At 65.3% G+C, this 20,260-nt stretch carries 22 protein-coding genes, 1 pseudogene and 2 riboswitches; of the genes and pseudogenes, 9 read left to right on the forward strand and 14 right to left on the reverse strand.

Annotated features, from left to right (window positions below):
- Window positions 1–45: 45 nt before the first annotated feature.
- The gene (gene pcaQ / locus PSOLE_RS04275) at window positions 46–978 is read right to left on the reverse strand and encodes a pca operon transcription factor PcaQ (RefSeq protein ID WP_074858158.1); all 933 of its coding nucleotides are present in this window, start codon (window positions 976–978) and stop codon (window positions 46–48) included.
- Between the two features lie 145 nt (window positions 979–1,123).
- On the opposite strand from pcaQ, the gene PSOLE_RS04280 reads away from it, so the two are divergent.
- The 7 genes and pseudogenes from PSOLE_RS04280 (at window position 1,124) to PSOLE_RS04315 (ending at window position 9,105) form a co-directional block, all read left to right on the forward strand.
- Entirely contained in the window at window positions 1,124–1,900 is a 777-nt protein-coding gene (locus tag PSOLE_RS04280; RefSeq protein WP_074858156.1) for a sulfite exporter TauE/SafE family protein, read from the forward strand.
- Window positions 1,901–2,181: 281 nt separating this feature from the next.
- Window positions 2,182–2,424: an exodeoxyribonuclease VII small subunit gene (locus PSOLE_RS04290; protein ID WP_074858150.1), complete on the forward strand. Its 243-nt coding sequence runs from the start codon at window positions 2,182–2,184 to the stop codon at window positions 2,422–2,424.
- Window positions 2,421–3,308, forward strand: coding sequence for a polyprenyl synthetase family protein (locus PSOLE_RS04295; RefSeq protein ID WP_074858147.1), 888 nt, complete (start codon window positions 2,421–2,423; stop codon window positions 3,306–3,308). The genes PSOLE_RS04290 and PSOLE_RS04295 overlap by 4 nt, the downstream gene beginning before the upstream one ends.
- 149 nt (window positions 3,309–3,457) lie before the next feature.
- Window positions 3,458–3,634, forward strand: a pseudogene (locus PSOLE_RS04300) (biotin carboxylase N-terminal domain-containing protein); the annotation flags it as partial.
- Between the two features lie 195 nt (window positions 3,635–3,829).
- Window positions 3,830–4,780: an alpha/beta fold hydrolase gene (locus PSOLE_RS04305; RefSeq protein WP_074858145.1), complete on the forward strand. Its 951-nt coding sequence runs from the start codon at window positions 3,830–3,832 to the stop codon at window positions 4,778–4,780.
- Between the two features lie 82 nt (window positions 4,781–4,862).
- The gene (gene dxs / locus PSOLE_RS04310) at window positions 4,863–6,752 is read left to right on the forward strand and encodes a 1-deoxy-D-xylulose-5-phosphate synthase (RefSeq protein WP_074858142.1); all 1,890 of its coding nucleotides are present in this window, start codon (window positions 4,863–4,865) and stop codon (window positions 6,750–6,752) included.
- A gap of 116 nt (window positions 6,753–6,868) precedes the next feature.
- Window positions 6,869–7,070: riboswitch (cobalamin riboswitch) on the forward strand.
- Between the two features lie 94 nt (window positions 7,071–7,164).
- Window positions 7,165–9,105 carry a TonB-dependent receptor gene (locus PSOLE_RS04315; RefSeq protein ID WP_074858139.1) on the forward strand — a complete coding sequence of 647 codons (1,941 nt, stop codon included), beginning with the start codon at window positions 7,165–7,167 and terminating at the stop codon, window positions 9,103–9,105.
- Between the two features lie 100 nt (window positions 9,106–9,205).
- Here PSOLE_RS04315 and PSOLE_RS04320 read toward each other — a convergent pair whose 3' ends face one another.
- From PSOLE_RS04320 to nrdR, 13 genes are all read right to left on the reverse strand, one after another.
- The gene (locus tag PSOLE_RS04320; protein WP_074858136.1) at window positions 9,206–10,000 is read right to left on the reverse strand and encodes a cobalamin-binding protein; all 795 of its coding nucleotides are present in this window, start codon (window positions 9,998–10,000) and stop codon (window positions 9,206–9,208) included.
- Window position 10,001: 1 nt separating this feature from the next.
- Entirely contained in the window at window positions 10,002–10,415 is a 414-nt protein-coding gene (locus PSOLE_RS04325; protein ID WP_074858134.1) for an MFS transporter, read from the reverse strand.
- Window positions 10,412–11,032 (reverse strand): GTP cyclohydrolase II, encoded by a 621-nt coding sequence (gene ribA, locus PSOLE_RS04330; protein WP_074858131.1) that lies wholly within the window; start codon window positions 11,030–11,032, stop codon window positions 10,412–10,414. The genes PSOLE_RS04325 and ribA overlap by 4 nt, the downstream gene beginning before the upstream one ends.
- A 111-nt stretch (window positions 11,033–11,143) precedes the next feature.
- Window positions 11,144–11,788 carry a TIGR02281 family clan AA aspartic protease gene (locus PSOLE_RS04335; RefSeq protein ID WP_003463199.1) on the reverse strand — a complete coding sequence of 215 codons (645 nt, stop codon included), beginning with the start codon at window positions 11,786–11,788 and terminating at the stop codon, window positions 11,144–11,146.
- Between the two features lie 18 nt (window positions 11,789–11,806).
- Window positions 11,807–12,502, reverse strand: coding sequence for a substrate-binding periplasmic protein (locus PSOLE_RS04340; RefSeq protein ID WP_244597219.1), 696 nt, complete (start codon window positions 12,500–12,502; stop codon window positions 11,807–11,809).
- Window positions 12,503–12,548: 46 nt separating this feature from the next.
- Window positions 12,549–13,076 (reverse strand): phosphatidylglycerophosphatase A family protein, encoded by a 528-nt coding sequence (locus PSOLE_RS04345; RefSeq protein ID WP_074858125.1) that lies wholly within the window; start codon window positions 13,074–13,076, stop codon window positions 12,549–12,551.
- A gap of 15 nt (window positions 13,077–13,091) precedes the next feature.
- Entirely contained in the window at window positions 13,092–14,045 is a 954-nt protein-coding gene (gene thiL, locus PSOLE_RS04350; RefSeq protein WP_074858122.1) for a thiamine-phosphate kinase, read from the reverse strand.
- Complete coding sequence (gene nusB, locus PSOLE_RS04355) at window positions 14,042–14,521, reverse strand: transcription antitermination factor NusB (RefSeq protein WP_003463208.1); 480 nt, start codon at window positions 14,519–14,521, stop codon at window positions 14,042–14,044. Before nusB ends, thiL begins: the two co-directional genes overlap by 4 nt.
- A complete protein-coding gene (ribH, locus tag PSOLE_RS04360) occupies window positions 14,518–14,994 on the reverse strand; it encodes a 6,7-dimethyl-8-ribityllumazine synthase (protein ID WP_074858119.1) in 477 nt (158 codons plus the stop codon). The genes nusB and ribH overlap by 4 nt, the downstream gene beginning before the upstream one ends.
- A 315-nt stretch (window positions 14,995–15,309) precedes the next feature.
- Window positions 15,310–16,389, reverse strand: a complete 1,080-nt coding sequence (gene ribBA, locus PSOLE_RS04365; RefSeq protein ID WP_074858116.1) for a bifunctional 3,4-dihydroxy-2-butanone-4-phosphate synthase/GTP cyclohydrolase II — start codon at window positions 16,387–16,389, stop codon at window positions 15,310–15,312.
- Between the two features lie 12 nt (window positions 16,390–16,401).
- Window positions 16,402–17,064: a riboflavin synthase gene (locus PSOLE_RS04370; RefSeq protein ID WP_003463215.1), complete on the reverse strand. Its 663-nt coding sequence runs from the start codon at window positions 17,062–17,064 to the stop codon at window positions 16,402–16,404.
- A gap of 126 nt (window positions 17,065–17,190) precedes the next feature.
- A riboswitch (FMN riboswitch) is annotated at window positions 17,191–17,345 on the reverse strand.
- A gap of 63 nt (window positions 17,346–17,408) precedes the next feature.
- Window positions 17,409–18,524, reverse strand: coding sequence for a bifunctional diaminohydroxyphosphoribosylaminopyrimidine deaminase/5-amino-6-(5-phosphoribosylamino)uracil reductase RibD (ribD, locus tag PSOLE_RS04375; RefSeq protein WP_074858114.1), 1,116 nt, complete (start codon window positions 18,522–18,524; stop codon window positions 17,409–17,411).
- Window positions 18,521–18,988, reverse strand: a complete 468-nt coding sequence (gene nrdR / locus PSOLE_RS04380) for a transcriptional regulator NrdR (protein WP_003243991.1) — start codon at window positions 18,986–18,988, stop codon at window positions 18,521–18,523. Before nrdR ends, ribD begins: the two co-directional genes overlap by 4 nt.
- A 144-nt stretch (window positions 18,989–19,132) precedes the next feature.
- Here nrdR and PSOLE_RS04385 point away from each other — a divergent pair, with 144 nt between their 5' ends.
- Window positions 19,133–19,561, forward strand: coding sequence for a hypothetical protein (locus PSOLE_RS04385; protein WP_084343979.1), 429 nt, complete (start codon window positions 19,133–19,135; stop codon window positions 19,559–19,561).
- On the forward strand, window positions 19,558–20,217 hold the full coding sequence (locus PSOLE_RS04390; RefSeq protein WP_074858106.1) for a class I SAM-dependent methyltransferase: 660 nt from the start codon (window positions 19,558–19,560) through the stop codon (window positions 20,215–20,217). The genes PSOLE_RS04385 and PSOLE_RS04390 overlap by 4 nt, the downstream gene beginning before the upstream one ends.
- The last annotated feature ends 43 nt before the right edge of the window (window positions 20,218–20,260 follow it).

Raw genomic sequence — 20,260 nt, forward strand, 5'->3', positions numbered from 1 at the left:
CCTAGATGAACATTGAAAAGACGCCGTCAAAACATAACCAAATGGTTATGGAAAAGCGCCCTCGCGGTAGGCTTGCGCCACCTCGCGCAGCACATCGCAGAAGCGCTCCCCCACCAGTGACAGACCCAGCGCACTGTTACGGCAGATGCCCACCGAGCCACCAGGCTCACGCACCGGCAGTTGCAACTCGACCAACTCGCCACGCTGTACGTCCAGGCATACAGCGTCCTGCGGCGCCACCCACAGCGCATCGCTGCACAGGACGTAGCGCCGACTCAAGGCCGGCGAGAGGGTTTCCAGACGCTGCCGCGAAGGCGTCAGCCCACACTGCACGAACAGGCTGTCGGCATGCTTGCGGATGGTGGTGCCGGTGGTCGGCAATACCAATGGGTAATCACCCAACCGCCCCAACGCATCCTCTCCGGCAGCCAGCAACGGATGCCTCGGGCGTACCACCAGGGTCATCGACTCACTGTACAGGTGCTCGAACGTCAGGCCCTGGATATCCGGGCTGTCGGTCATGCGCCCGACCACCAGGTCCAGCTCGCCGACGCGCAACTGACCGAGCAGGTAGGTGCCCGGCCCAATGGCAACGCTGACCACCAGCGCCGAGTGACGCTGATGCAGGCGCCGCACCACCTCGGGAATCAGCAGGCTCTCGACGGTAGAGAGCACGCCCACGCGCACCTGCCCAGCCTCGTGCTCGCCTTCGCGCAGGCTATTCACGCCATCCCGCAGCGCCTGCACGCAGGGGCCGGCGTAACGCATGAAGGCCACCCCGGCAGCGGTCAGACTCACCCCGTTCCTGCCCCGCTCGAACAGACTGGCCTCGAGGATTTCCTCCAGCTCCTTGAGCGTCTTGGAAATCGCTGGCTGGCTGACCGCCAGGGCATCGGCCGCCTTGGCGAAACTGCGCTGGCGGGCGATCTCGAGAAAGCACAGCAGGTGACGGAATTTGATACGGGTGTCGATATTCATCGCGGGTACCGAATACAGGTGCTGCGATGATGCCGCAAAGCATAGGCCTGGCACAGACGACAATTGGCAGGTTCGTCACTTTAGTCGCACTTGGCTGACCGAAGGGTCAGCTCTATGCTGCACCTTTTTTGTGCGAGCCTGCCCAATGACTCTGTTCGATCTGCTGCTGTTGGCCCTCGCCGGTTTCGCCGCTGGGGGCATGAATGCCCTGGCTGGCGGCGGCACCTTTTTCTCCTTCCCCGCCCTGCTCGCCGCCGGCCTGCCGCCGGTAACGGCCAACGCCACCAACGCCGTGGCCCTGTGGCCGGCCAGCCTGGCCGGTGCCTGGGCCGCGCGCGCCTCATTGCGGCCGTTGGGCCGCTACCTGCTTCCGCTGCTTCTGGCCGGTCTGGCCGGTGGCCTGCTCGGCGGCCTGTTGCTACTGGCCGGGGGCGACGACGTGTTCCGCGTGCTGATCCCCTGGCTGTTGCTGGCCGCCACCGCACTGTTCGCTGCCAGCCCATGGCTGGGTCGCTGGCTGGCCGAGCGGCGCAAGAACAAGGCATCCGCACATCCGCCGCATACGCCACTGTCGCTGGGCGCGCATATCGGCGTTTCGATCTACGGCGGTTACTTCGGCGCCGGTATGGGCATCCTGCAGCTGGCCGCGTTTTCCATCGAAGGCCACCCGCTGGCCCGCGCCAACGCACTGAAAAACCTGATCTCGGCAGTGATCTACAGCATCGCCACGCTGACCTTCGTGATCGCCGGCCGGGTCAGCTGGTACGAGCTAGCGATCCTGCTCACCGGTGCCACCATCGGCGGTTATGCCGGTGGTGCACTGGGCGAGAAGCTGCCGCCGGCACTGCTGCGCAGCTTCGTCATCCTGGTCGGCAGCACGATGACCCTGTACTACTTCTGGAGCACCTACTTCTCCGCGTAAAAACCAGCCCTGCGAAAAATAGACCGGACAGTGTCCGAGCACGCCTGATGCCACTCAGTCAGGCGTCGACGTATCGAATGTGTAGGAGCGGCGCCCCGCCGCGAATCAAGGCGCCGCGAATTTGAAAAGCTTCGCCCCGAGGCGGGGCTCCTACGAACGATCGCGTTGAATCGACATTCCCCAGGCGCGCGGCTCTGCGCCTCCAAAACCCGCTGATTTGCCCGAGAAGCGCGCCTCTGCTAGTGTCGCGCCCGATTCTACGCTTCCCGAGACCAGCCACCATGGCCCGCAAGAAAGCCGCCCCCGACTTCGAACACTCCCTCGCCGAACTGCAGACGCTGGTCGAGCGCCTGGAGAGCGGCGAGCTGTCGCTGGAAGACTCCCTGACCGCCTTCGAGCAGGGCATCGGCCTGACCCGCGAATGCCAGGCCGCGCTGGCTCAGGCCGAGCAGAAGGTGCAGATACTGCTCGAGCGCGATGGTGAGTTGCAGCCCACCCCCTTCGATACGGACGAGCCCGCATGATTGCGGCGTATCAGAAGCGCTGCCAGAGTCGCGTCGATACCGCTCTGGAACAGCTGTTCCAAGCACCGCGCGCAGAACTCGAGCGCCTCTACCAGGCCATGCGCTACAGCGTGATGAACGGCGGCAAGCGCGTGCGCCCGCTGCTGGTCTATGCCGCTTGCGAGGCTCTCGAAGGTGATCTCGAACGTGCCGATGGCGCTGCCTGTGCGGTGGAGCTGATCCATGCCTACTCGCTGGTGCACGACGATCTGCCGGCGATGGACGACGACGACCTGCGTCGCGGTCAGCCGACCACCCACAAGGCCTTCGACGAAGCCAGTGCCATCCTTGCTGGCGATGGTCTGCAAAGCCTGGCCTTCGAAGTGCTCGCCGACCACCGGCGCAATCCGCAGGATGCCGAGACGCGCCTGCAGATGATCGAGTTGCTGAGCCAGGCTGCAGGCCCGGCCGGCATGGTCGGCGGTCAGGCCATCGACCTTGGCTCGGTCGGCCGGAGGCTCGACCAGCAGGCGCTGGAAGTGATGCACCGGCACAAGACCGGCGCGCTGATCGAAGCCAGCGTGGCGCTCGGCGCCCTGGCCAGTGGCAACATCGACGAGCTCGCGCACAAGGCCCTGTTGCAATACGCCCGCGCCATCGGCCTGGCCTTCCAGGTACAGGACGACATCCTCGACGTGGAGAGCGACACCGCCACCCTGGGCAAGACGCAGGGCAAGGACGAAGCCCACGACAAGCCCACCTACCCCGCCCTGCTTGGCCTCGACGCCGCCAAGGACTACGCACTGGAACTGCGCGACCAGGCCCTGCACGTGCTGTGCCCGTTCGGCAACAGCGCCGAACCGCTGCGCGAGCTGGCGCGCTACATCGTCGAACGACGCAACTAGGCCGCTGTTGTGGGAGCGGCTTCAGCCGCGATAGCCGCCCCACTCCATCATTGTCATCTATGACCGCATGATCGCCGCATAAGGCTTGCTTTACCCCTGCGACCAGCCTCCTAAGATGGCTCCATAACGACATGACGTCCGGAGCCGCCATGCCCTTCCCCGCCCTACCGATCGCCAACCGCGGCGAGATCGCCATCCGTATCGCCCAGGCCTGCGCCGACCTCGGTATTCGCAGCGTGGCGGTATATGCCGAAGATGACGGAACCTGCCTGCACACACGCAAGGCCGACCAGGCCGTTGCGCTGGCTGGACGCGGCCTCAATGCGGCGCCGCGTCCGACCCGGCGCGACGGCAAGAAACGTCCCTTCGTCGACACCTGGTAAGGAATTGGCTATATCCGCGTTAGCTGTTGCCAAGCAGTTCCGGGGAAGGTTCGGAGCCTTGTAGGGAGCGCCGCCCGGCCCACCCTACGGCCCTTTACCCCCCCAACACTTAACTCAGACATAGCCAAGGAATTATCCATGCACATCGACCATCGCCTGCTCGCCGTTAACGGCATCGAACTGAGCCTGTACAGCGCCGGGCTCGAGCACGGCAAGCCGGTGTGGCTGCTGCATGGTTTCCCGGAATGCTGGTACGCCTGGCATCCACAGATCGAGGCTCTGGCCGCCGCTGGCTATCGGGTGTTCGCCCCGGAAATGCGTGGCTACGGCGCCAGCAGCGCGCCGGTCGATCCGGCGGCCTATGACCTGCTCACCCTGTGCGGCGATATCCAGGCGGCGATGGACAAGCTCGGCCAGCGCGAGGTGGCGGTGGTCGGCCACGACTGGGGCGCGCCGGTGGCCTGGTACCTGGCGCTACTGGAGCCGCAGCGGGTCAAGGCGCTCGGCGCGCTGTCGGTGCCCTTCGGCGGCCGGCCGAAACGCCCGGCCATCGAGATGATGCGCGAGGCCTACGCCGGGCGTTTCCACTACATCCTGTATTTCCAGCAACCGGGCGTGGCCGAGGCCGAGCTGGACGAAGACATCGGCCGCAGCCTGCGCCTGCTGCTCGGCGGCCTCGGCGATGCCCTGCTGGCAACGGACAAACCAGCCGATGCGCGACTGTTCGATGGCATGCCGGATGACCTGCCACTGCCGCCCTGGTGCAACGAGGCGATGTTCGCCCACTACCTGCGCACCTTCGAGCGCCACGGCTTTCGCGGCGCGCTGAACTGGTACCGCAACTTCGAGCGCAACTGGCAACGCACCGAGGCCCTGGCCGAGCTTCAGGTGGAGCAGCCAACGCTATTCCTGCTCGGCGAGCATGATCCGGTGGGCCGCTTCGAGGCGCCGACGCTGAAACGCATGGGCGACAAGGTGCCGCACCTGGAACGCCATGACCTGCCCGGCGCCGGCCATTGGCTGCAGGCCGAATGCGGCGAGCGGGTCAACGCCCTGCTGCTGGATTTTCTCGCACGAAACTACCGGTAACGCCGATGTGGTCAGCGGATTGGGCTGTTTTCCTGGCATCAGGTAAACTGCCGCATCTTTTACACCTATAACGATTCGCCTGATGCCGACCACTTTCCACGAGATCCCCCGCGAGCGCCCGTTGACGCCGCTGCTCGACAGCGCCAACACGCCGGACGAACTGCGCCGCCTGGCCGAAGCGGACCTGGAAACCCTCGCTGACGAACTGCGCCAATACCTGCTCTACAGCGTTGGCCAGAGCGGCGGGCACTTCGGTGCCGGCCTCGGCGTGATCGAGCTGACCATCGCCCTGCACTACGTCTTCGACACCCCCGATGACCGCCTGGTGTGGGACGTCGGCCACCAGGCCTACCCGCACAAGATCCTCACCGGTCGTCGCGAGCGCATGGGCAGTCTGCGCCAGAAGGACGGCCTGGCCGCCTTCCCGCGCCGCAGCGAGAGCGAGTACGACACCTTCGGCGTCGGCCACTCCAGCACCAGCATCAGCGCGGCGCTGGGCATGGCCATCGCCGCCCGCCTGAAGGGCGAGAAGCGCAAGAGCGTGGCGGTGATCGGCGACGGCGCACTGACCGCCGGCATGGCCTTCGAGGCGCTGAATCACGCCACCGACGTCGGCGCCAACATGCTGGTGATCCTCAACGACAACGACATGTCGATCTCCAAGAATGTCGGCGGCCTGTCCAACTACCTGGCCAAGATCATCTCCAGCCGCACCTACGCCAGCATGCGCGAGGGCAGCAAGAAGATCCTCTCGCGCCTGCCCGGCGCCTGGGAAATCGCGCGCAAGGTCGAGGAACACGCCAAGGGCATGCTGGTGCCCGGCACCCTGTTCGAGGAGCTGGGCTGGAACTACGTTGGCCCCATCGACGGCCACGACCTGCCGACCCTGCTCGCCACCCTGCGCAATATGCGCGACCTCGACGGCCCGCAGTTCCTGCATGTGGTGACCAAGAAGGGCAAGGGTTTCGCCCCGGCCGAGGCTGACCCCATCGGCTATCACGCCATCACCAAGCTGGAACCGGTGCCCCCGGTAGCCGCTCCGAAGAAGCCAAGCGGCCCGAAATACTCCAACGTATTCGGTCAGTGGCTGTGCGACATGGCCGCCGCTGACAACCGCCTGGTTGGCATCACCCCGGCGATGAAGGAAGGCTCGGATCTGGTGGCGTTCAGCGAGCGCTTCCCCGAGCGCTACTTCGACGTGGCGATTGCCGAGCAGCACGCCGTGACCCTGGCCGCCGGCATGGCCTGCGAAGGTGCCAAGCCGGTGGTGGCGATCTACTCCACCTTCCTCCAGCGCGCCTATGACCAGTTGATCCACGACGTCGCCGTGCAGCACCTCGACGTGCTGTTCGCCATCGACCGCGCCGGCCTGGTCGGCGAAGACGGCCCGACTCACGCAGGCAGCTTCGACCTGTCCTACCTGCGCTGCATCCCCGGCATGCTGGTGATGACGCCGAGCGACGAGAACGAGCTGCGCCGCATGCTCACCACCGGCCACCTGTTCGACGGCCCGGCGGCGGTGCGCTATCCACGCGGCACCGGCCCCAACGCGCCGCTCGATGCTGGCCTGGAGCCGCTGGAAATTGGCAAGGCGGTGGTGCGCCGCCAGGGCAAGGGCGTCGCCCTGCTGGCCTTCGGCGTGCAACTGGCCGAAGCCCTGCGCGTCGGTGAAACCCTGGATGCCACGGTGGTCGACATGCGCTTCGTCAAACCGCTGGACGAAGCCCTGCTGCGCGAACTGGCAGGCAGCCACGAGCTGCTGGTGACCATCGAAGAAAACAGCATCATGGGCGGCGCCGGTAGTGCGGTCAGCGAATTCTTCGTCGCCGAGAACATCCAGCTGCCGATGCTGCACCTGGGCCTGCCCGACTACTACGTCGAGCACGCCAAGCCGAGCCAGATGCTCGCCGAGTGCGGCCTCGACGAGGCCGGCATCGAATCGGCGGTGCGCGAGCGCCTGGCGCGGCTGTAGAACCCTGTGGGAGCGGACTTGTCCGCGAATAAAACGAGCGGAAAAGCTTCGCGGACAAGTCCGCTCCCACGCCCGCCCCGGCCTTGTGCTTTGGCCCCCCGCGCATTATGGTGCGCGGCGTTTTGCTGTACCGAGGTTCGCCCGATTCTGGGCGTTAAACGGGAAGCAGGTGAAAGACCTGCGCTGCCCCCGCAACGGTAAACCGACCGCAATCCCCGCGATTGCACGCTGTCTCGACAGACCACTGGGCAAGCGCCCGGGAAGGTGAGACCAGCGCGAGTCGGCAGCCCGGAGACCGGCCTTGGTGCGTTGTGACAGGTGTTGCGGAGGGCAGCACCGTCAAGCGCTGCCCTGCGTCGCGCTTGCGCCTGCCCTCCTCGAAAGTCTGTCGACCTTTGAGGAAAAATAATTAATGAAACTGTCCCGCCTTGCCCTGGCCATCGCCCTGGCGCCGAGCCTGACCCTGGGCGCCACCGATCAAGCCCGCGAAAGCGCTCTGGAACTGCCACCCCAGGTAATCACCCGCGCCACACCGATCCAGCAGACCACCCCGGCCAGCGTCGCCGTCATCGACCGCCAACAGATCGACGACAGCGCCGCCACCTCGCTGCTCGACCTGCTGCGCAGCCAGGCCGGCGTGCAGATCCGCGACATCATGGGCGACGGCAACCGCGCCGTCATCAGCCTGCGCGGCTTCGGTGACAATGCCATAAACAACATCCTGGTACTGGTCGATGGCCGTCGCCTCAACCAGCCAAACCTGTCCGGCCCGGCACTGAACAGCGTGGCGCTGGCCAATATCGAGCGCATCGAGATCGTCCGTGGCGCCGGCACCGTGCTGTATGGCGACCAGGCGGTCGGCGGCGTCATCAACATCGTCACGCGCACGCCGCAAAGCCGCGAAGCCTACCTGGAAGCCAGCCGTGGCAGTCACGACCTGGAGGCCTATCGCGGGCATATCTTCCAGCCCCTGGGCGCCGGCTTCTCACTCTATGCCAGCGGCGAAACACGCAACCGCGACAACTACCGCGACCACAACCATGCCAACTACAGCAGCGCCTTCACCCGCCTGCGTTACGATCACGACAGCGGCCACGCCCTCTACGAATACCAGAGCATCGACGACGAACTGCTCTACCCCGATGCCCTGAGCCTGGCTCAGCGCCGCGCGGATCGTCGCCAGAGCGTTTCCAGCGCCTGGAACGACAGCAAGACCCAGGTACACCGCCTGGCCCTCGAGCAGCAACTGGGATCGATCTGGACCGCCAACCTCGACTACAGCCACAGCGACCAGGACGGCGTCGGCAGCTTCGGCGTGGGGCGTTACGACCAGGACACCCGCATCGAAAGCGTCAGCCCGCGTCTGACCGGACGCTTCGACACGCCGCTGGGCAGCAGCACCCTGCTGCTGGGCCACGACCGTATCGTCAGCGATTACCAGACCAGTTGGGGCAGCGATGCCGAGCAGACCCTCAAGGACTGGTACGGCCAATACAGCCAGCAACTGGGCAGCGATCTGACCCTGACCCTGGGCTACCGCAGCAGCAAGGTGGAAGATAGCGACCATGCCGCCAACCGCCGGCACGACGACCGCGAAGGCAGCAGCAGTATCGGCCTGAGCTGGCAGGCCAACGAACAGACCCGCCTGTTCCTCAAACGCGAAGATGTCCTGCGCTGGGCCAACGTCGAGGAAAACGGCTTCGTCCTGCCAGACGTGACCTTCCTCAAGCCGCAGACCGGCAGCTCCTGGGAAAGCGGCATCGAATGGCGCGACGCGATCCAGAGCTACCAGGCCACCCTGTACCGCCTGGACCTGAACGACGAACTGATGTACGACTCGGCCATCGCCAATCCCATGCCCTGGGACCCGCTGGCCACCGGCGCCAATATCAACCTGGACAAGACCCGCCGCGACGGCCTGCTGCTGGAAGCACGCCGCCAGTTGAGCGACAGGCTGGCTATCGGCGGCCAGTACAGCTTCACCGATTCCGAATACCGCGCCGGCAGCTTCAGGGGCAACGAAGTGCCCTGGGTGGCCCGCCACACCGCCAGCGCCAACCTCAACTACCTGATACTGCCGGGCCTCACGGGTTATCTCGAAGCGGTCTACACCGGTGCCCGCTACCTCGCCAGCGACGACGCCCAGCAGCTCCCGCGCGAAGGCGGCCACACCCTGTTCAACGCGGCGCTGAGCTACGAGCGGCAAGGCTTCGTCGGCAAGCTGCGGGTCAACAACCTCACCGGCAAACGCTACGACAGCTACGCCACCTACAGCCAGTGGACGCCCGGCAACAAGGGCCTGTACCCCGCCGCCCGCGAGGATGTCCAGCTCAGCATCGGCTATCGCTTCTAAGGCACAACGGCTGACGTTGCTAGTAGGGCGGGTGCAACCCGCCATTGATCGCGCTGGCGGGTTGCACCCGCCCTACCCGATCAAGCACCGCGCAGGAGGCCTATCGCGCAGTCTTCATCAGCTCGCACAACCGCTCGACAGCCCCCAGTATCTGCCGGCTGGGCCGCTCCAGGCCCTTGTCCGGCACTGCCCATACCTGCCCCCGGCGCACCGCATGCAACTGCGGCCAGGCCTGCCAGGCGCTCAGCTCGGCATTGCTGCCACCGAGTATCACGTCCGGGTCACGCGCCAGCACCGCCTCGACGCTGACCTGAGGCGCCGGCTGCGGCAGGTCATCGAACAGGTTGCGTGCGCCACACACCTGCAAGGCGTCACCGATCAGTTGCTCACCACCGATGGTGTAGAGCGGTTGGTGCCAGACTTGGTAGAACACCGTCAGGGGCTGCTCACGCCGATAGCGCTGGCGCAGCGCGTCCAGTTCGGCGCGAAACTCAGCCGCCAGCCGCTCGCTCTGCTCCGTCCGGCCCACTCGCTCGCCAATGCGCACGAAGGCCTCGCCGAGTTGGTCAAGGCGCTGCGGCTCGACGATCAACAGGTCGATACCGAAACGCTGCAACTGCGCTTGTTGCGCCGGCGGCACGCTGCCAGGTGCGATCAGGATCAGATCAGGCGCCAGCTGCAACAGGCGCTCGAATTCCAGCTGACCATAACGACCAACAGTGGGCAGGTGCGCCAGCGCGGCGGGACGCTCATCGCCTTCGAGCACGCCGACCAGCAGGTCAGCAGCATCCAGGTCGAGCATGATTTCGCTGAGCGAAGGCGCCAGGCTGATCACCCGTTCGGCGGCAGCCAACGGCAGCGCCAACAGGCACAGGGCGAGCAGCCACGTACGCATCTCAGCCGAGTTGACGAGGTATGCGGTAGAGGCTGTGCAGAACGATGGAGGACAGCGCCAGCAGCACCAGCGGTATCGCCTCCAGGCCAACCAGCACGGCCAGTGCGGCGATCCAGGCTGGCAGGGCCGCGCCGAGCAAGGCGCGCAAACGCACACGATCCAGCTCCAGCCAGGCGGCTGGTTCGTCGTCGCTGTCGAGGGCCTTATCGGTGGCGATCAGGGCGCGCTTGTAGGCGGAGAACAACGGCAGGCTGACGAACATCGAGGCCAGGCCGGCAATGAACAGCGGCATGCTCAGAACCGTGGCGTTACCTCCGCCGAACAACAGGTTGAACATGAACAGAGGCGCCAGCGCCACAGCCAGCTGACGCCACCAGGCCAGGGCCAGGCGGCGCTTGACCTGAGCACGGGTCACAGACTGCCCTCGGTCTCGCCCTGATGCTGATTGCCCAGCATATGACCGAGCTTGCCGGCCTTGGTGGCGAGGTAGCGCTTGTTGTAGGGGTTGTGCGCAATCTGCAGCGGCACACGGTGATCCACGGCGATGCCCATGTCGCCCAGCGCCTTGACCTTGCGCGGGTTATTGGTCATCAGCTTGAGGCTGTCGATGCCCAGATGCTCGAGCATCGGCAGGCAGATGGCGTAATCACGCTGGTCGGCGCCGAAACCCAGGCGCTCGTTGGCTTCCACGGTATCGGCACCGCCGTCCTGCAGTTCATAGGCGCGAATCTTGTTCAGCAGACCAATACCCCGGCCCTCCTGACGCAGATACAGCAGCACGCCGCGACCTTCGTTGGCGATGGCCTGCAGCGCAGCCTGCAGTTGGGCACCACAGTCGCAACGCAGGCTGAACAGCGCGTCGCCGGTCAGGCATTCGGAGTGCAGACGCCCGAGCACTGGTGCACCGTCGGCGACGTTGCCGAAGGTCAGGGCGACATGTTCCTTGCCGGTAGCCTCATCGAGGAAACCATGCATGGTGAACACGCCAAAGGGGGTGGGCAGTTGGGAGGCGGCGACGAACACGACGGACACCGGATGCTCCTGGCAATGAGTACGAAACAGGGCCGGCATTGTATCAGCAGCCCCCACTGGCGGGTCAGTCAGAATTGCCGATCATCAGTATCGAAACGGTCAATGGCAACCTCAAAGCTTGGATTCGAGCACCAGCATGCCTTGTTCTTCGCGCCAGCCCACCCGCCCCATGAAGCTCATGCCGAGCAATGCTTCGGCGGGCGCGCCACCCTCCAACACCACGGCCTCGACACCAAGCACCTCGATATCGCCGACCTTGACCCGATCCAGGCGGACCCGCCAGCCCCGCGCCGTGCCACTGGCCGTGCTGACCGTGAGCGGTTGCCCACTGACGCGAAAGTCGATGCCTAGGCGGCGCGCCTGGGCTTCGTTGAGAGCAACCGACGTGGCACCAGTATCCACTAGGAATGGCACGCTTTGGCCGTTGACCGAACCGGTGATCCAGTAGTGACCACCTGGCCCCTTGGCGATGCTCAGACGCTTCCTTACCGGCTCGGCGAAACCGGCACTGTATTCACGACTCAGTGGATAGGCGCGCTCGACACCCTCGACACGCAGCACCGCGCCCTGCTTGTCGACGCTGACCACCTCTACCCCACCCGGACCGGTCTGGCCGACCCGCACCAGCTTGCGCTGGCCATCGACATTGACCACTGCGGCACCGGGGAACAGCCCAACCACCTGAACCTGAGAAGCAGCGCAGACAACACTCGACCCCAACAGCGCCAACACGGCGAGACAGTGACGAAACTGCATGTAGGACGGCCTCCCGGCTCAATCGAAGGGATAAGGCTGCTGCCAGCGCGCGAAGATTGGCCGTAACGTCCCGGCCTTGACCAGCAGCGCCATGCGCTGATCGAACAGCTCGGCCAGGGCGCGCCCTCTGACGTTATCGGCAAAACCGATGTAAAGCGGCAACCAGGTCAGCTCGACCAACTGATAGCGGCCGCGTCGCGCAACATTCGCCAGCAGCAGCTCGAGTTCCGAATGGGAGTCGATATGGAAATCGGCATGCCCCTGATCAAGCATGCCAAGAATATCGCTATGCTGCCGAACTTCCCGGTAATGCCGCACATTCGGCAGATAGCGCTGGTATTCGTAACCGCGCTTCCAGGCCAGATGCAGCTCACCGAGCGACTCCAGCGTGGGGGCCGGCTTGCCGCGCAGACCGAGTGCACTGACGCGCTCGCCGTCGTAATGCCAGCGCGGATACAGCACACCTTCATCTATTTCATCGCGGTAGGAACCCACCCAGGCATCGGCACTGCCACGCTGAACCAGACCTACCGCACGGGTGTAAGGCACGCTCTGCACATGCAAGCGCACCCCGACCGGCTCGAACACCTCACGCAGGATACCCCAGGCCATGCCCGGGCCGTCGGCATTGGTGTGCCCTTCCCAGACTTCGCTGGCCACCTGAATCTCGTCCGGCGGCTGCAGTTCGGCATGCGCCGTCAGGATTACGCTCATGCCAGCAGCAATGCCAACAGCCTCGCAGCCATCTTTGCTTGCCTCTCTAAAAGCCCAACAGCGCTGCATAACGATCCCAACCCCACACCAGCCCCTGCATGGCCAACCAGGCGAAGACCCCGGCGATGATGTCATCGAGCATGATGCCAACACCGCCGTGTACGTGGCGATCGATCCAGCGAATCGGCCAGGGCTTGACGATGTCGAACAAACGAAACATGAGAAAGCCTAGCAGCAACCAGACCCAACCCTCGGGCACCAGCCAGAGGGTGATCCACATGCCGACCATTTCGTCCCAGACGATGCCTTCATGGTCGTGCACGCGCAGGTCGTCGGCGACCTTACCGCACAGCCAGAAGCCGAACAGCATGGTGACCCCGAGCAGCAGCCAGTAGCCCCAGTCCGGCAGCATCTGCCACAGCGGCACGAACGGCAGCGCCACCAGCGAGCCCCAGGTACCCGGCGCCTTGGGCAGCGTGCCGGAACCGAAGCCGAAGGCGATGAAGTGCCACGGATTGCGCCACACCGAGGGCGGTACGTATTCGGCGGGAACCTGGTTGGGGTGATCGGTCACACGCACTCCGTCCTGTCAGAAATGTTGATAGCCGCCGCGCGGCGGCTCGATTGGCTGGCCGTTGGCATCCAGCAGTTGCACCCCGGTGCCGTTCAGCACACGGCCGACAACCCTGACGTCAGGCCAGTCACGCTGAATGTCGGCGAACAACGCTGGCGGTAGGGTAAAGGCCAGGCGGTAGTCATCGCCACCACCGAGCGCGCAGACCCGCGCCTGCTCTTCACCGGCAAAGGCGCGCAGCGCTGCAGACAGCGGCACTTGCTCCAGTTCGATCTTAAGGGCGACCTGTGAAGCCTTGGCGATATGCCCGCAGTCGGCCAACAGGCCGTCGGAAATATCCAGCGCGGCCGTGGCGCGACCACGCAGCGCTTGCCCCAAAGCCAATTGCGGTTGCGGCGACCAGTAGCGCGCCAGCAAGGCTTCGCTGATGTCCGCCGCCGCCTCGCGCTGCCCCAGCACCAGCGGCAGCGCGCCCGCGGCGTCACCCAGCGCGCCGCCCACGCAAAGCAGATCGCCCACTTGCGCGCCGCTGCGCAGCAGCGCCTGCCCGCTCGGCACTCGGCCGAACACGGTCAGCGTCAAGCTCAGCGGGCCACGCGTGGTGTCGCCACCGACCAACGCCAGCGAGCAGTTCTCGGCCATCTGTTGCAGGCCACGTGCGAACTCGGCCAGCCAGGTTTCACTGGCGCTCGGCAAGGTAAGCGCGAGAGTAAAAGCGAGCGGCGTAGCGCCCATGGCAGCCAGGTCACTGGCGGAGACGGCCAGCGCACGCTGACCGAGAAGAAAGGCATCGCAGGTGTCGGGAAAGTGCACCCCGGCAACCAGCGTATCGGTGGACACCGCCAACTGCTCACCCGCTGGCAACGCCAGCAGGGCGCAGTCATCGCCGATACCGCGAACCACGCCGTCACCACCCTGAGCGCAACGGGCGGCGGCGAAATAGCGACGGATCAGCTCGAACTCATTCACCGCTTGTTGGCGTTGACTTCGGCCGCACGCAGCTTGGGCGCGAGCTTGTCGAGGATGCCGTTGACGAACTTGTGCCCGTCAGTGGCACCGAACACCTTGGCCAGCTCGATACCTTCGTTGATCACCACCTTGTAGGGCACATCGACGCGGTTCTTCAGCTCGTAGGTGGACAGGCGCAGGATGGCCAGCTCGACCGGATCGATCTCTTCCAGCGGGCGATCGAGCAGCGGCGTGAAGGCCTCGTCCAGCTCGGTCTTCTGTCGCGGCACGCCGTGCAGAATTTCGTGGAAGTAAGCGCCATCGACCTTGCTGAAATCGTTGTCGACACGAAACTGCGCTTCGATCTCGTTCAGCGGCTGCCCGGCAATGTGCCAGGAATACAGCGCCTGCATGGCCAGGGTACGGGCCTCACGGCGTGCGAGAATCTTGCCGCTGGGCCCCTTCTTGGCCGGCTGGCCGTTACCGGAGTTGCTCACTTGGCCTCCAACTGCGCCAGCAGGCTGACCATTTCCAGGGCAGACAGCGCAGCTTCGGCACCCTTGTTACCCGCCTTGGTGCCGGAGCGCTCGATGGCTTGCTCGATGGAGTCGACGGTCAGCACGCCGAACGCGACCGGCACGCCGTATTCCATGGAAACCTGGGCCAGGCCCTTGGTGCACTCGCCTGCCACGTATTCGAAGTGCGGGGTGCCGCCACGAATGACCGCACCGAGGGCGATGATCGCCGCGTATTCGCCACGCTGGGCGACCTTCTGGGTGACCAGCGGAATCTCGAAGGCACCCGGCGCACGGATGATGGTGATGTCGCTTTCCTGCACGCCATGGCGCACCAAGGCGTCGATGGCGCCGCTGACCAGGCTCTCGACGACGAAGCTGTTGAAACGGCCTACCACCAGGGCGTATTTGCCCTGCGGGGCGATGAAGGTACCTTCGATGGTCTTCAGGGTCATGACGGGTCTCACATGGGTTAAAGAGCCGGAGCGCCTTGCGCTCCGAAAATAAAATTCGTTTGTCAGCGTAGCCCGGATGCAATCCGGGGCCAGTGTGCCGATCTTCCCGGATTTCATCCGGGCTACGTGCTTTAGCTCCCCTCTCCCGCTTGCGGGAGAGGGGTCGGGGGAGAGGGCATGCGATATACACCGAAATACCCTCTCCCGCCCTGCGGGCACCCTCGGCTTGAGCATCCTGCGTCGCCCTACCTCCTGCATCCATGCAGTCGTCTCCCAGAGGGAGAGGGTCATCAGCTTTGGCCCTTCGGGCCGCTTTTAATCAGCCGGCAGGTATTCTACAACTTCGAGATCGAAGCCGGATATCGCGTTGAACTTCATCGGCGAGCTCATCAGGCGCATCTTGCGCACGCCAAGATCACGCAGAATCTGCGAGCCCGCACCCACGGTGCTATAGGTCGCCGGGTTGGCCGGCTGCTGACGGCTGATCAGTGCCAGCAACTCCGGCCCGGTCAACGGATTGCCGAGCAGCAGCACCACGCCGCTACCCGCCTTGGCCACTTCGGCCATGGCCGCACGCATGCTCCAGCGGCCCGGCTGGTTGACCAGGAACAGGTCGCGCAGCGGGTCCATGTTGTGCACGCGCACCAGGGTCGGCTCTTCGGCGCAGATGGTGCCCAGGGTCAGCGCCATGTGTGCGGTGTCCTCGACGCCGTCCCGGTAGGTCACCAGATTGAACTGACCCAACTCGGTGTCCAGCGGCTGCTCGCTGATGCGCTCGACAGTACGCTCGTGGATCAGGCGGTAGTGGATCAGGTCGGCGATGGTGCCGATCTTCAGGCCGTGCTCTTCGGCGAACTTCTCCAGCTCCGGGCGACGGGCCATGGTGCCGTCGTCGTTCATGATCTCGCAGATCACCCCGCTCGGTTCGAAACCGCCCATACGCGCCAGGTCGCAGGCCGCTTCGGTGTGGCCGGCACGGGCCAGCACGCCGCCGGGCTGGGCCATCAGCGGGAAGATGTGGCCGGGGCTGACGATATCCTCGGCCACCGCATTGCGCGCCACGGCAGCCTGTACGGTGCGTGCGCGGTCGGCAGCGGAGATGCCGGTGGTCACGCCTTCGGCCGCCTCGATGGAGACGGTGAACTTGGTGCCAAAGCCGGAACCGTTGCGCGGCGCCATCAGCGGCAGCTTGAGCAGCTCGCAGCGCTCGCGGGTCATCGGCATGCAGATCAGGCCACGGGCGAAACGGGCCATGAAGTTGATGTGCTCGGCGGTGACGCATTCGGAGGCGATGATAATGTCGCCTTCGTTCTCGCGATCCTCGTCATCCATAAGGATGACCATCTTGCCGGCGCGGATGTCTTCGATCAGTTCTTCAGCGGTATTGAGCGCCATCGGGGCGTCTCCTCAATTCTTCAGGTAGCCGTGTTCGGCGAGAAAGCTTTCGGTCAGGCCTGAGGCCTTGGGTTCTGCGGCCTTGTCACCGAGCAGCAGGCGCTCAAGGTAACGTGCCAGCAGGTCGACCTCGAGGTTGACCTTACGCCCGGCCTGGTAGTCGACCATGATGGTCTCGGCCAGGGTATGCGGCACGATGGTCAGCTCGAATTCGGCGCCATCGACCGCGTTGACGGTCAGGCTGGTGCCGTCGACGGTGATCGAACCCTTATGCGCGATGTACTTGGCCAGCTCACGCGGCGCGCGCACCTTGAACTGCACGGCGCGGGCGTTATCGGCACGCGAGACGATCTCGCCGACGCCGTCGACGTGACCGCTGACCAGATGGCCGCCGAGGCGACTGGTGGGCGTCAGGGCCTTTTCCAGATTGACGGCGCTGCCGGGTTTGAGGTCGACGAAGGCGGTACGCGCCAGCGTCTCGCGACTGACATCGGCCCAGAAGCCGTCGCCTGGCAGTTCCACGGCGGTCAGGCAGATGCCGTTGACGGCGATACTGTCGCCGAGCTTGACGTCGCCCAGGTCGAGTTTTCCGGTGGCCACGTAAACGCGCACGTCGCCACCTTTCGGCGTCATGGCGCGGATACTGCCGATGGCTTCGATTATGCCGGTGAACATGCGCCCTCCGGTTTCACGTTGAAGGTATTGCTGAACAGCATGGACGAACTCCTGTTTTGGTCAAAAACAGGGCAATGCCGATCGATAGGGATTTCGCGGACACGCACGAGGCGCCCGTGGAGGGAATCCCGCTCTCTCTTTATCCGGACTATACCGTCGGCCCCGGAATCGCACCGAGTCTGCTGGACCTCGCCTGGCAGGTGCCGTGGCGAGCGCTCGCGGGCTAGGTTCTACGAACCATTACCGCCGGTGGGGAATTTCGCCCCGCCCTGAGAACGTTGCGGCCATATGAATGGCCGCGTGGCGTTTTATCACATTTATCGCCGCGACGCATGGCCCGTGCGCTATCTGGCCTTGGGTACCGCGGTGATCTGCCAGTCGTCGCCGACGGCGCGAATATCGAGAATCTGCAACTCCGGCGCTTCGGCCATGCGGTTAAGCGGCAGTTCGAACAGCGGCCGCGCACTGGAGCCGAGCAGCTTGGGCGCGACGAAGATGCGGTACTCATCCACCAAGCCGGAACGGGCGAAAGCGCCGGCCAGACGCGGCCCGGCTTCCACCAGCACTTCGTTGACGCCACGGCCGGCCAGTTCCAGCAGCAACTTGCGCAAGTCGACGTGACCATTGCTGCCCGGTACGGCGAGCAGTTCGTGACCATCGGCCAGATAGCGATCACGGGCGGCGGCCGCCGCACAGGTGGCCACCAGCGCCGGACCGGCCTGGAAGAAGGCTTTGCTCAGCGGCACGCGTAGACGACCATCGACCAACACCCGCAGCGGTGGTCGCGAAGCGGCCATGAAAGTGCCTTCGCCCCCCAATCCCAGCTCGTCGGGACGCACCGTCAGCCGGGCATCGTCCGCCAGCACGGTGTCGGCGCCGCTGAGCACCACGCTGGACTGCGCGCGCAAACGCTGCACCTCGGCGCGAGCGGCCGGACCGGTGATCCACTGGCTCTCGCCGCTGGCCATGGCCGTGCGGCCATCCAGGCTCATCGCCGATTTGACCCGCACGAATGGCAGGCCGCTTTCCATGCGTTTGATGAAACCGGCATTGAGCGCTCGCGCCTCGCTTTCCAGCACGCCACTGGCCACCTCGATACCGGCTTGGGCCAGGCGCAGCAGGCCGCTGCCGGCCACCTGCGGGTTGGGGTCCTGCATCGCTGCAACGACGCGGCTGACACCGGCGGCAACCAGCGCATCGGCGCAGGGCGGCGTGCGCCCATGATGGCTGCAGGGCTCCAGTGTCACGTACGCCGTGGCGCCACGCGCCTTGTCGCCGGCCTGGCGCAGTGCGTGCACCTCGGCGTGCGGCTCACCGGCACGGGCATGCCAGCCTTCGCCGACGATCTCGCCATCACGCACGATGACGCAGCCGACTCGTGGATTGGGATGGGTGGAGTACAGGCCTTTGCGCGCCAGCCGCAGGGCGCGCGCCATGAAGAATTGGTCGCGTTCGCTCATCGGCTTTTCGACGGCTCGCGGGCCAGGCGTTCGATTTCCTCGCGGAATTCGTTGAGGTCCTGGAAGCGGCGGTAGACCGAGGCGAAGCGGATATAGGCCACCTCGTCAAGCTTGCTCAGCTCGGTCATCACCAACTCACCCAGCACCAGCGACTTCACCTCGCGCTCGCCAGTGGCGCGCAGTTGCTGCTTGATACGGGCGATGGCTTCCTCCAGGCGCTCGACGCTCACCGGGCGTTTTTCCAGCGCGCGCTGCATGCCGGCGCGCAGCTTTTCTTCGTCGAAAGGCTGTCGGCTGCCGTCCTGCTTGATCAGGCGCGGCATCACCAGCTCGGCGGTTTCGAAGGTGGTGAAGCGCTCACCGCAGGCCACGCATTCGCGGCGGCGGCGGACCTGGTCGCCCTCGGCGACCAGACGGGAGTCGATGACCTTGGTGTCGTTGGCAGCGCAGAACGGACAATGCATGGTGAGGGCTGACGAATGGCGGCAAAGTCGCCATGGTAGCGCATAGCACGCCGTTGAAAAATCCAAGGCGCCTTGAGAAGGCCTGCCTACAGGCAGCAAGACAAATTAAGCTATGCCCATGCACCGCCGAAAAGTAACCCTGCCATGAACCGATACCTGACCTTGCTGCTACTGGCACTGAGCGCCCTGCTCGCTGCCTGCGCCAACGAACCCGTAGCACCTGCCCCCGGCCCGACGCAGAACGAAGCGCGCCCTGCCCCCATCCAGGGCCCAGCCCTGCGCGGTGAGCTGAGCGGCGTTGCCGCCGGCGCCGATGTCGATCTGGCGCTACTGGGCGTGGATATGCGTGGCCGCCCACGCGCCCTGCTGGGCCAGGTTCATCTGCGTGGCAACGGCGAAGCGCTGCCGTTTCATCTGCCACTGAGCGACCGACAGGCACCGCAGGATCTGCGCCTGGAGCTGCGTGGCCGGGTCAGCCAGTCCGGACGTCTGGTGCAACGCCTGCCGGCACGCACCATCGTCGAGCTGCGCGATCAGGACCTTGGCGCCCTGCAGTTGGTGCCGGCACCATGAGGCCACCCGAGGCGCTGCAGCAGGCACTGAGCGAACTGCTCGGCGATGCCCGTCTGGTGGCCGAAACCTTGCCAGGCACCGATATCGCCCTGTGGCTGATCGATGCCAGCAACATGGAGCGCGCTTTCAACCCCGAGGAGACCAGGCGCATCCTCGAAGAGCCGCCCTACTGGTGCTTCTGCTGGGCCAGCGGCCTGGTGCTGGCACGCTGGCTGGCCGAGCGCCCCGAGTGGGTACGCGGCAAGCGCGTGCTGGATTTCGGCGCTGGCTCCGGCGTAGCGGCCATTGCCGCGGCCAAGGCGGGTGCGGCCGAAGTGGTGGCCTGCGACCTCGACCCACTGGCGCTGGCCGCCAGCCGCGCCAACGCCGCACTCAACGGTGTGACGCTGAACTACTCGGACGATTTCTTCGCCGAAGCGGATCGCTACGACCTGATTCTGGTCGCAGACGTGCTCTACGATCGCGCCAACCTGCCGCTGCTCGACCACTTTCTCAGCCGCGGGCGTCAGGCTCTGGTGGCCGATTCAAGGGTGAAGGATTTCCAGCATCCGCTTTACCAGCGCCTGGCGATGCTGGACGGCTGCACCTGGCCAGACCTGGCCGAGCCCGCCGAATTCCGCGAAGTCAGCCTGTATCACGCCGTGCGCCCCTTGTAACCGCGCGGCAGTGCCCGCATTAATAGACCATTGCCCTGTTTTT

The sequence above is a fragment of the Pseudomonas oleovorans subsp. oleovorans genome (genome assembly GCF_002197815.1).
In the GTDB taxonomy this organism is placed as follows: Bacteria; Pseudomonadota; Gammaproteobacteria; order Pseudomonadales; family Pseudomonadaceae; genus Aquipseudomonas; species Aquipseudomonas oleovorans.

Excerpts from the sequence above, each read along its gene's own strand:
- pcaQ (WP_074858158.1), bottom strand. The coding sequence starts at position 978 with ATGAATATCGACACCCGTATCAAATTCCGTCACCTGCTGTGCTTTCTC.
- PSOLE_RS04280 (WP_074858156.1), top strand. The coding sequence starts at position 1,124 with ATGACTCTGTTCGATCTGCTGCTGTTGGCCCTCGCCGGTTTCGCCGCT.
- PSOLE_RS04290 (WP_074858150.1), top strand. The coding sequence starts at position 2,182 with ATGGCCCGCAAGAAAGCCGCCCCCGACTTCGAACACTCCCTCGCCGAA.
- PSOLE_RS04295 (WP_074858147.1), top strand. The coding sequence starts at position 2,421 with ATGATTGCGGCGTATCAGAAGCGCTGCCAGAGTCGCGTCGATACCGCT.
- PSOLE_RS04305 (WP_074858145.1), top strand. The coding sequence starts at position 3,830 with ATGCACATCGACCATCGCCTGCTCGCCGTTAACGGCATCGAACTGAGC.
- dxs (WP_074858142.1), top strand. The coding sequence starts at position 4,863 with ATGCCGACCACTTTCCACGAGATCCCCCGCGAGCGCCCGTTGACGCCG.
- PSOLE_RS04315 (WP_074858139.1), top strand. The coding sequence starts at position 7,165 with ATGAAACTGTCCCGCCTTGCCCTGGCCATCGCCCTGGCGCCGAGCCTG.
- PSOLE_RS04320 (WP_074858136.1), bottom strand. The coding sequence starts at position 10,000 with ATGCGTACGTGGCTGCTCGCCCTGTGCCTGTTGGCGCTGCCGTTGGCT.
- PSOLE_RS04335 (WP_003463199.1), bottom strand. The coding sequence starts at position 11,788 with ATGCAGTTTCGTCACTGTCTCGCCGTGTTGGCGCTGTTGGGGTCGAGT.
- PSOLE_RS04340 (WP_244597219.1), bottom strand. The coding sequence starts at position 12,502 with ATGAGCGTAATCCTGACGGCGCATGCCGAACTGCAGCCGCCGGACGAG.
- ribH (WP_074858119.1), bottom strand. The coding sequence starts at position 14,994 with ATGACCCTGAAGACCATCGAAGGTACCTTCATCGCCCCGCAGGGCAAA.
- ribBA (WP_074858116.1), bottom strand. The coding sequence starts at position 16,389 with ATGGCGCTCAATACCGCTGAAGAACTGATCGAAGACATCCGCGCCGGC.
- PSOLE_RS04370 (WP_003463215.1), bottom strand. The coding sequence starts at position 17,064 with ATGTTCACCGGCATAATCGAAGCCATCGGCAGTATCCGCGCCATGACG.
- ribD (WP_074858114.1), bottom strand. The coding sequence starts at position 18,524 with ATGAGCGAACGCGACCAATTCTTCATGGCGCGCGCCCTGCGGCTGGCG.
- nrdR (WP_003243991.1), bottom strand. The coding sequence starts at position 18,988 with ATGCATTGTCCGTTCTGCGCTGCCAACGACACCAAGGTCATCGACTCC.
- PSOLE_RS04385 (WP_084343979.1), top strand. The coding sequence starts at position 19,133 with ATGAACCGATACCTGACCTTGCTGCTACTGGCACTGAGCGCCCTGCTC.
- PSOLE_RS04390 (WP_074858106.1), top strand. The coding sequence starts at position 19,558 with ATGAGGCCACCCGAGGCGCTGCAGCAGGCACTGAGCGAACTGCTCGGC.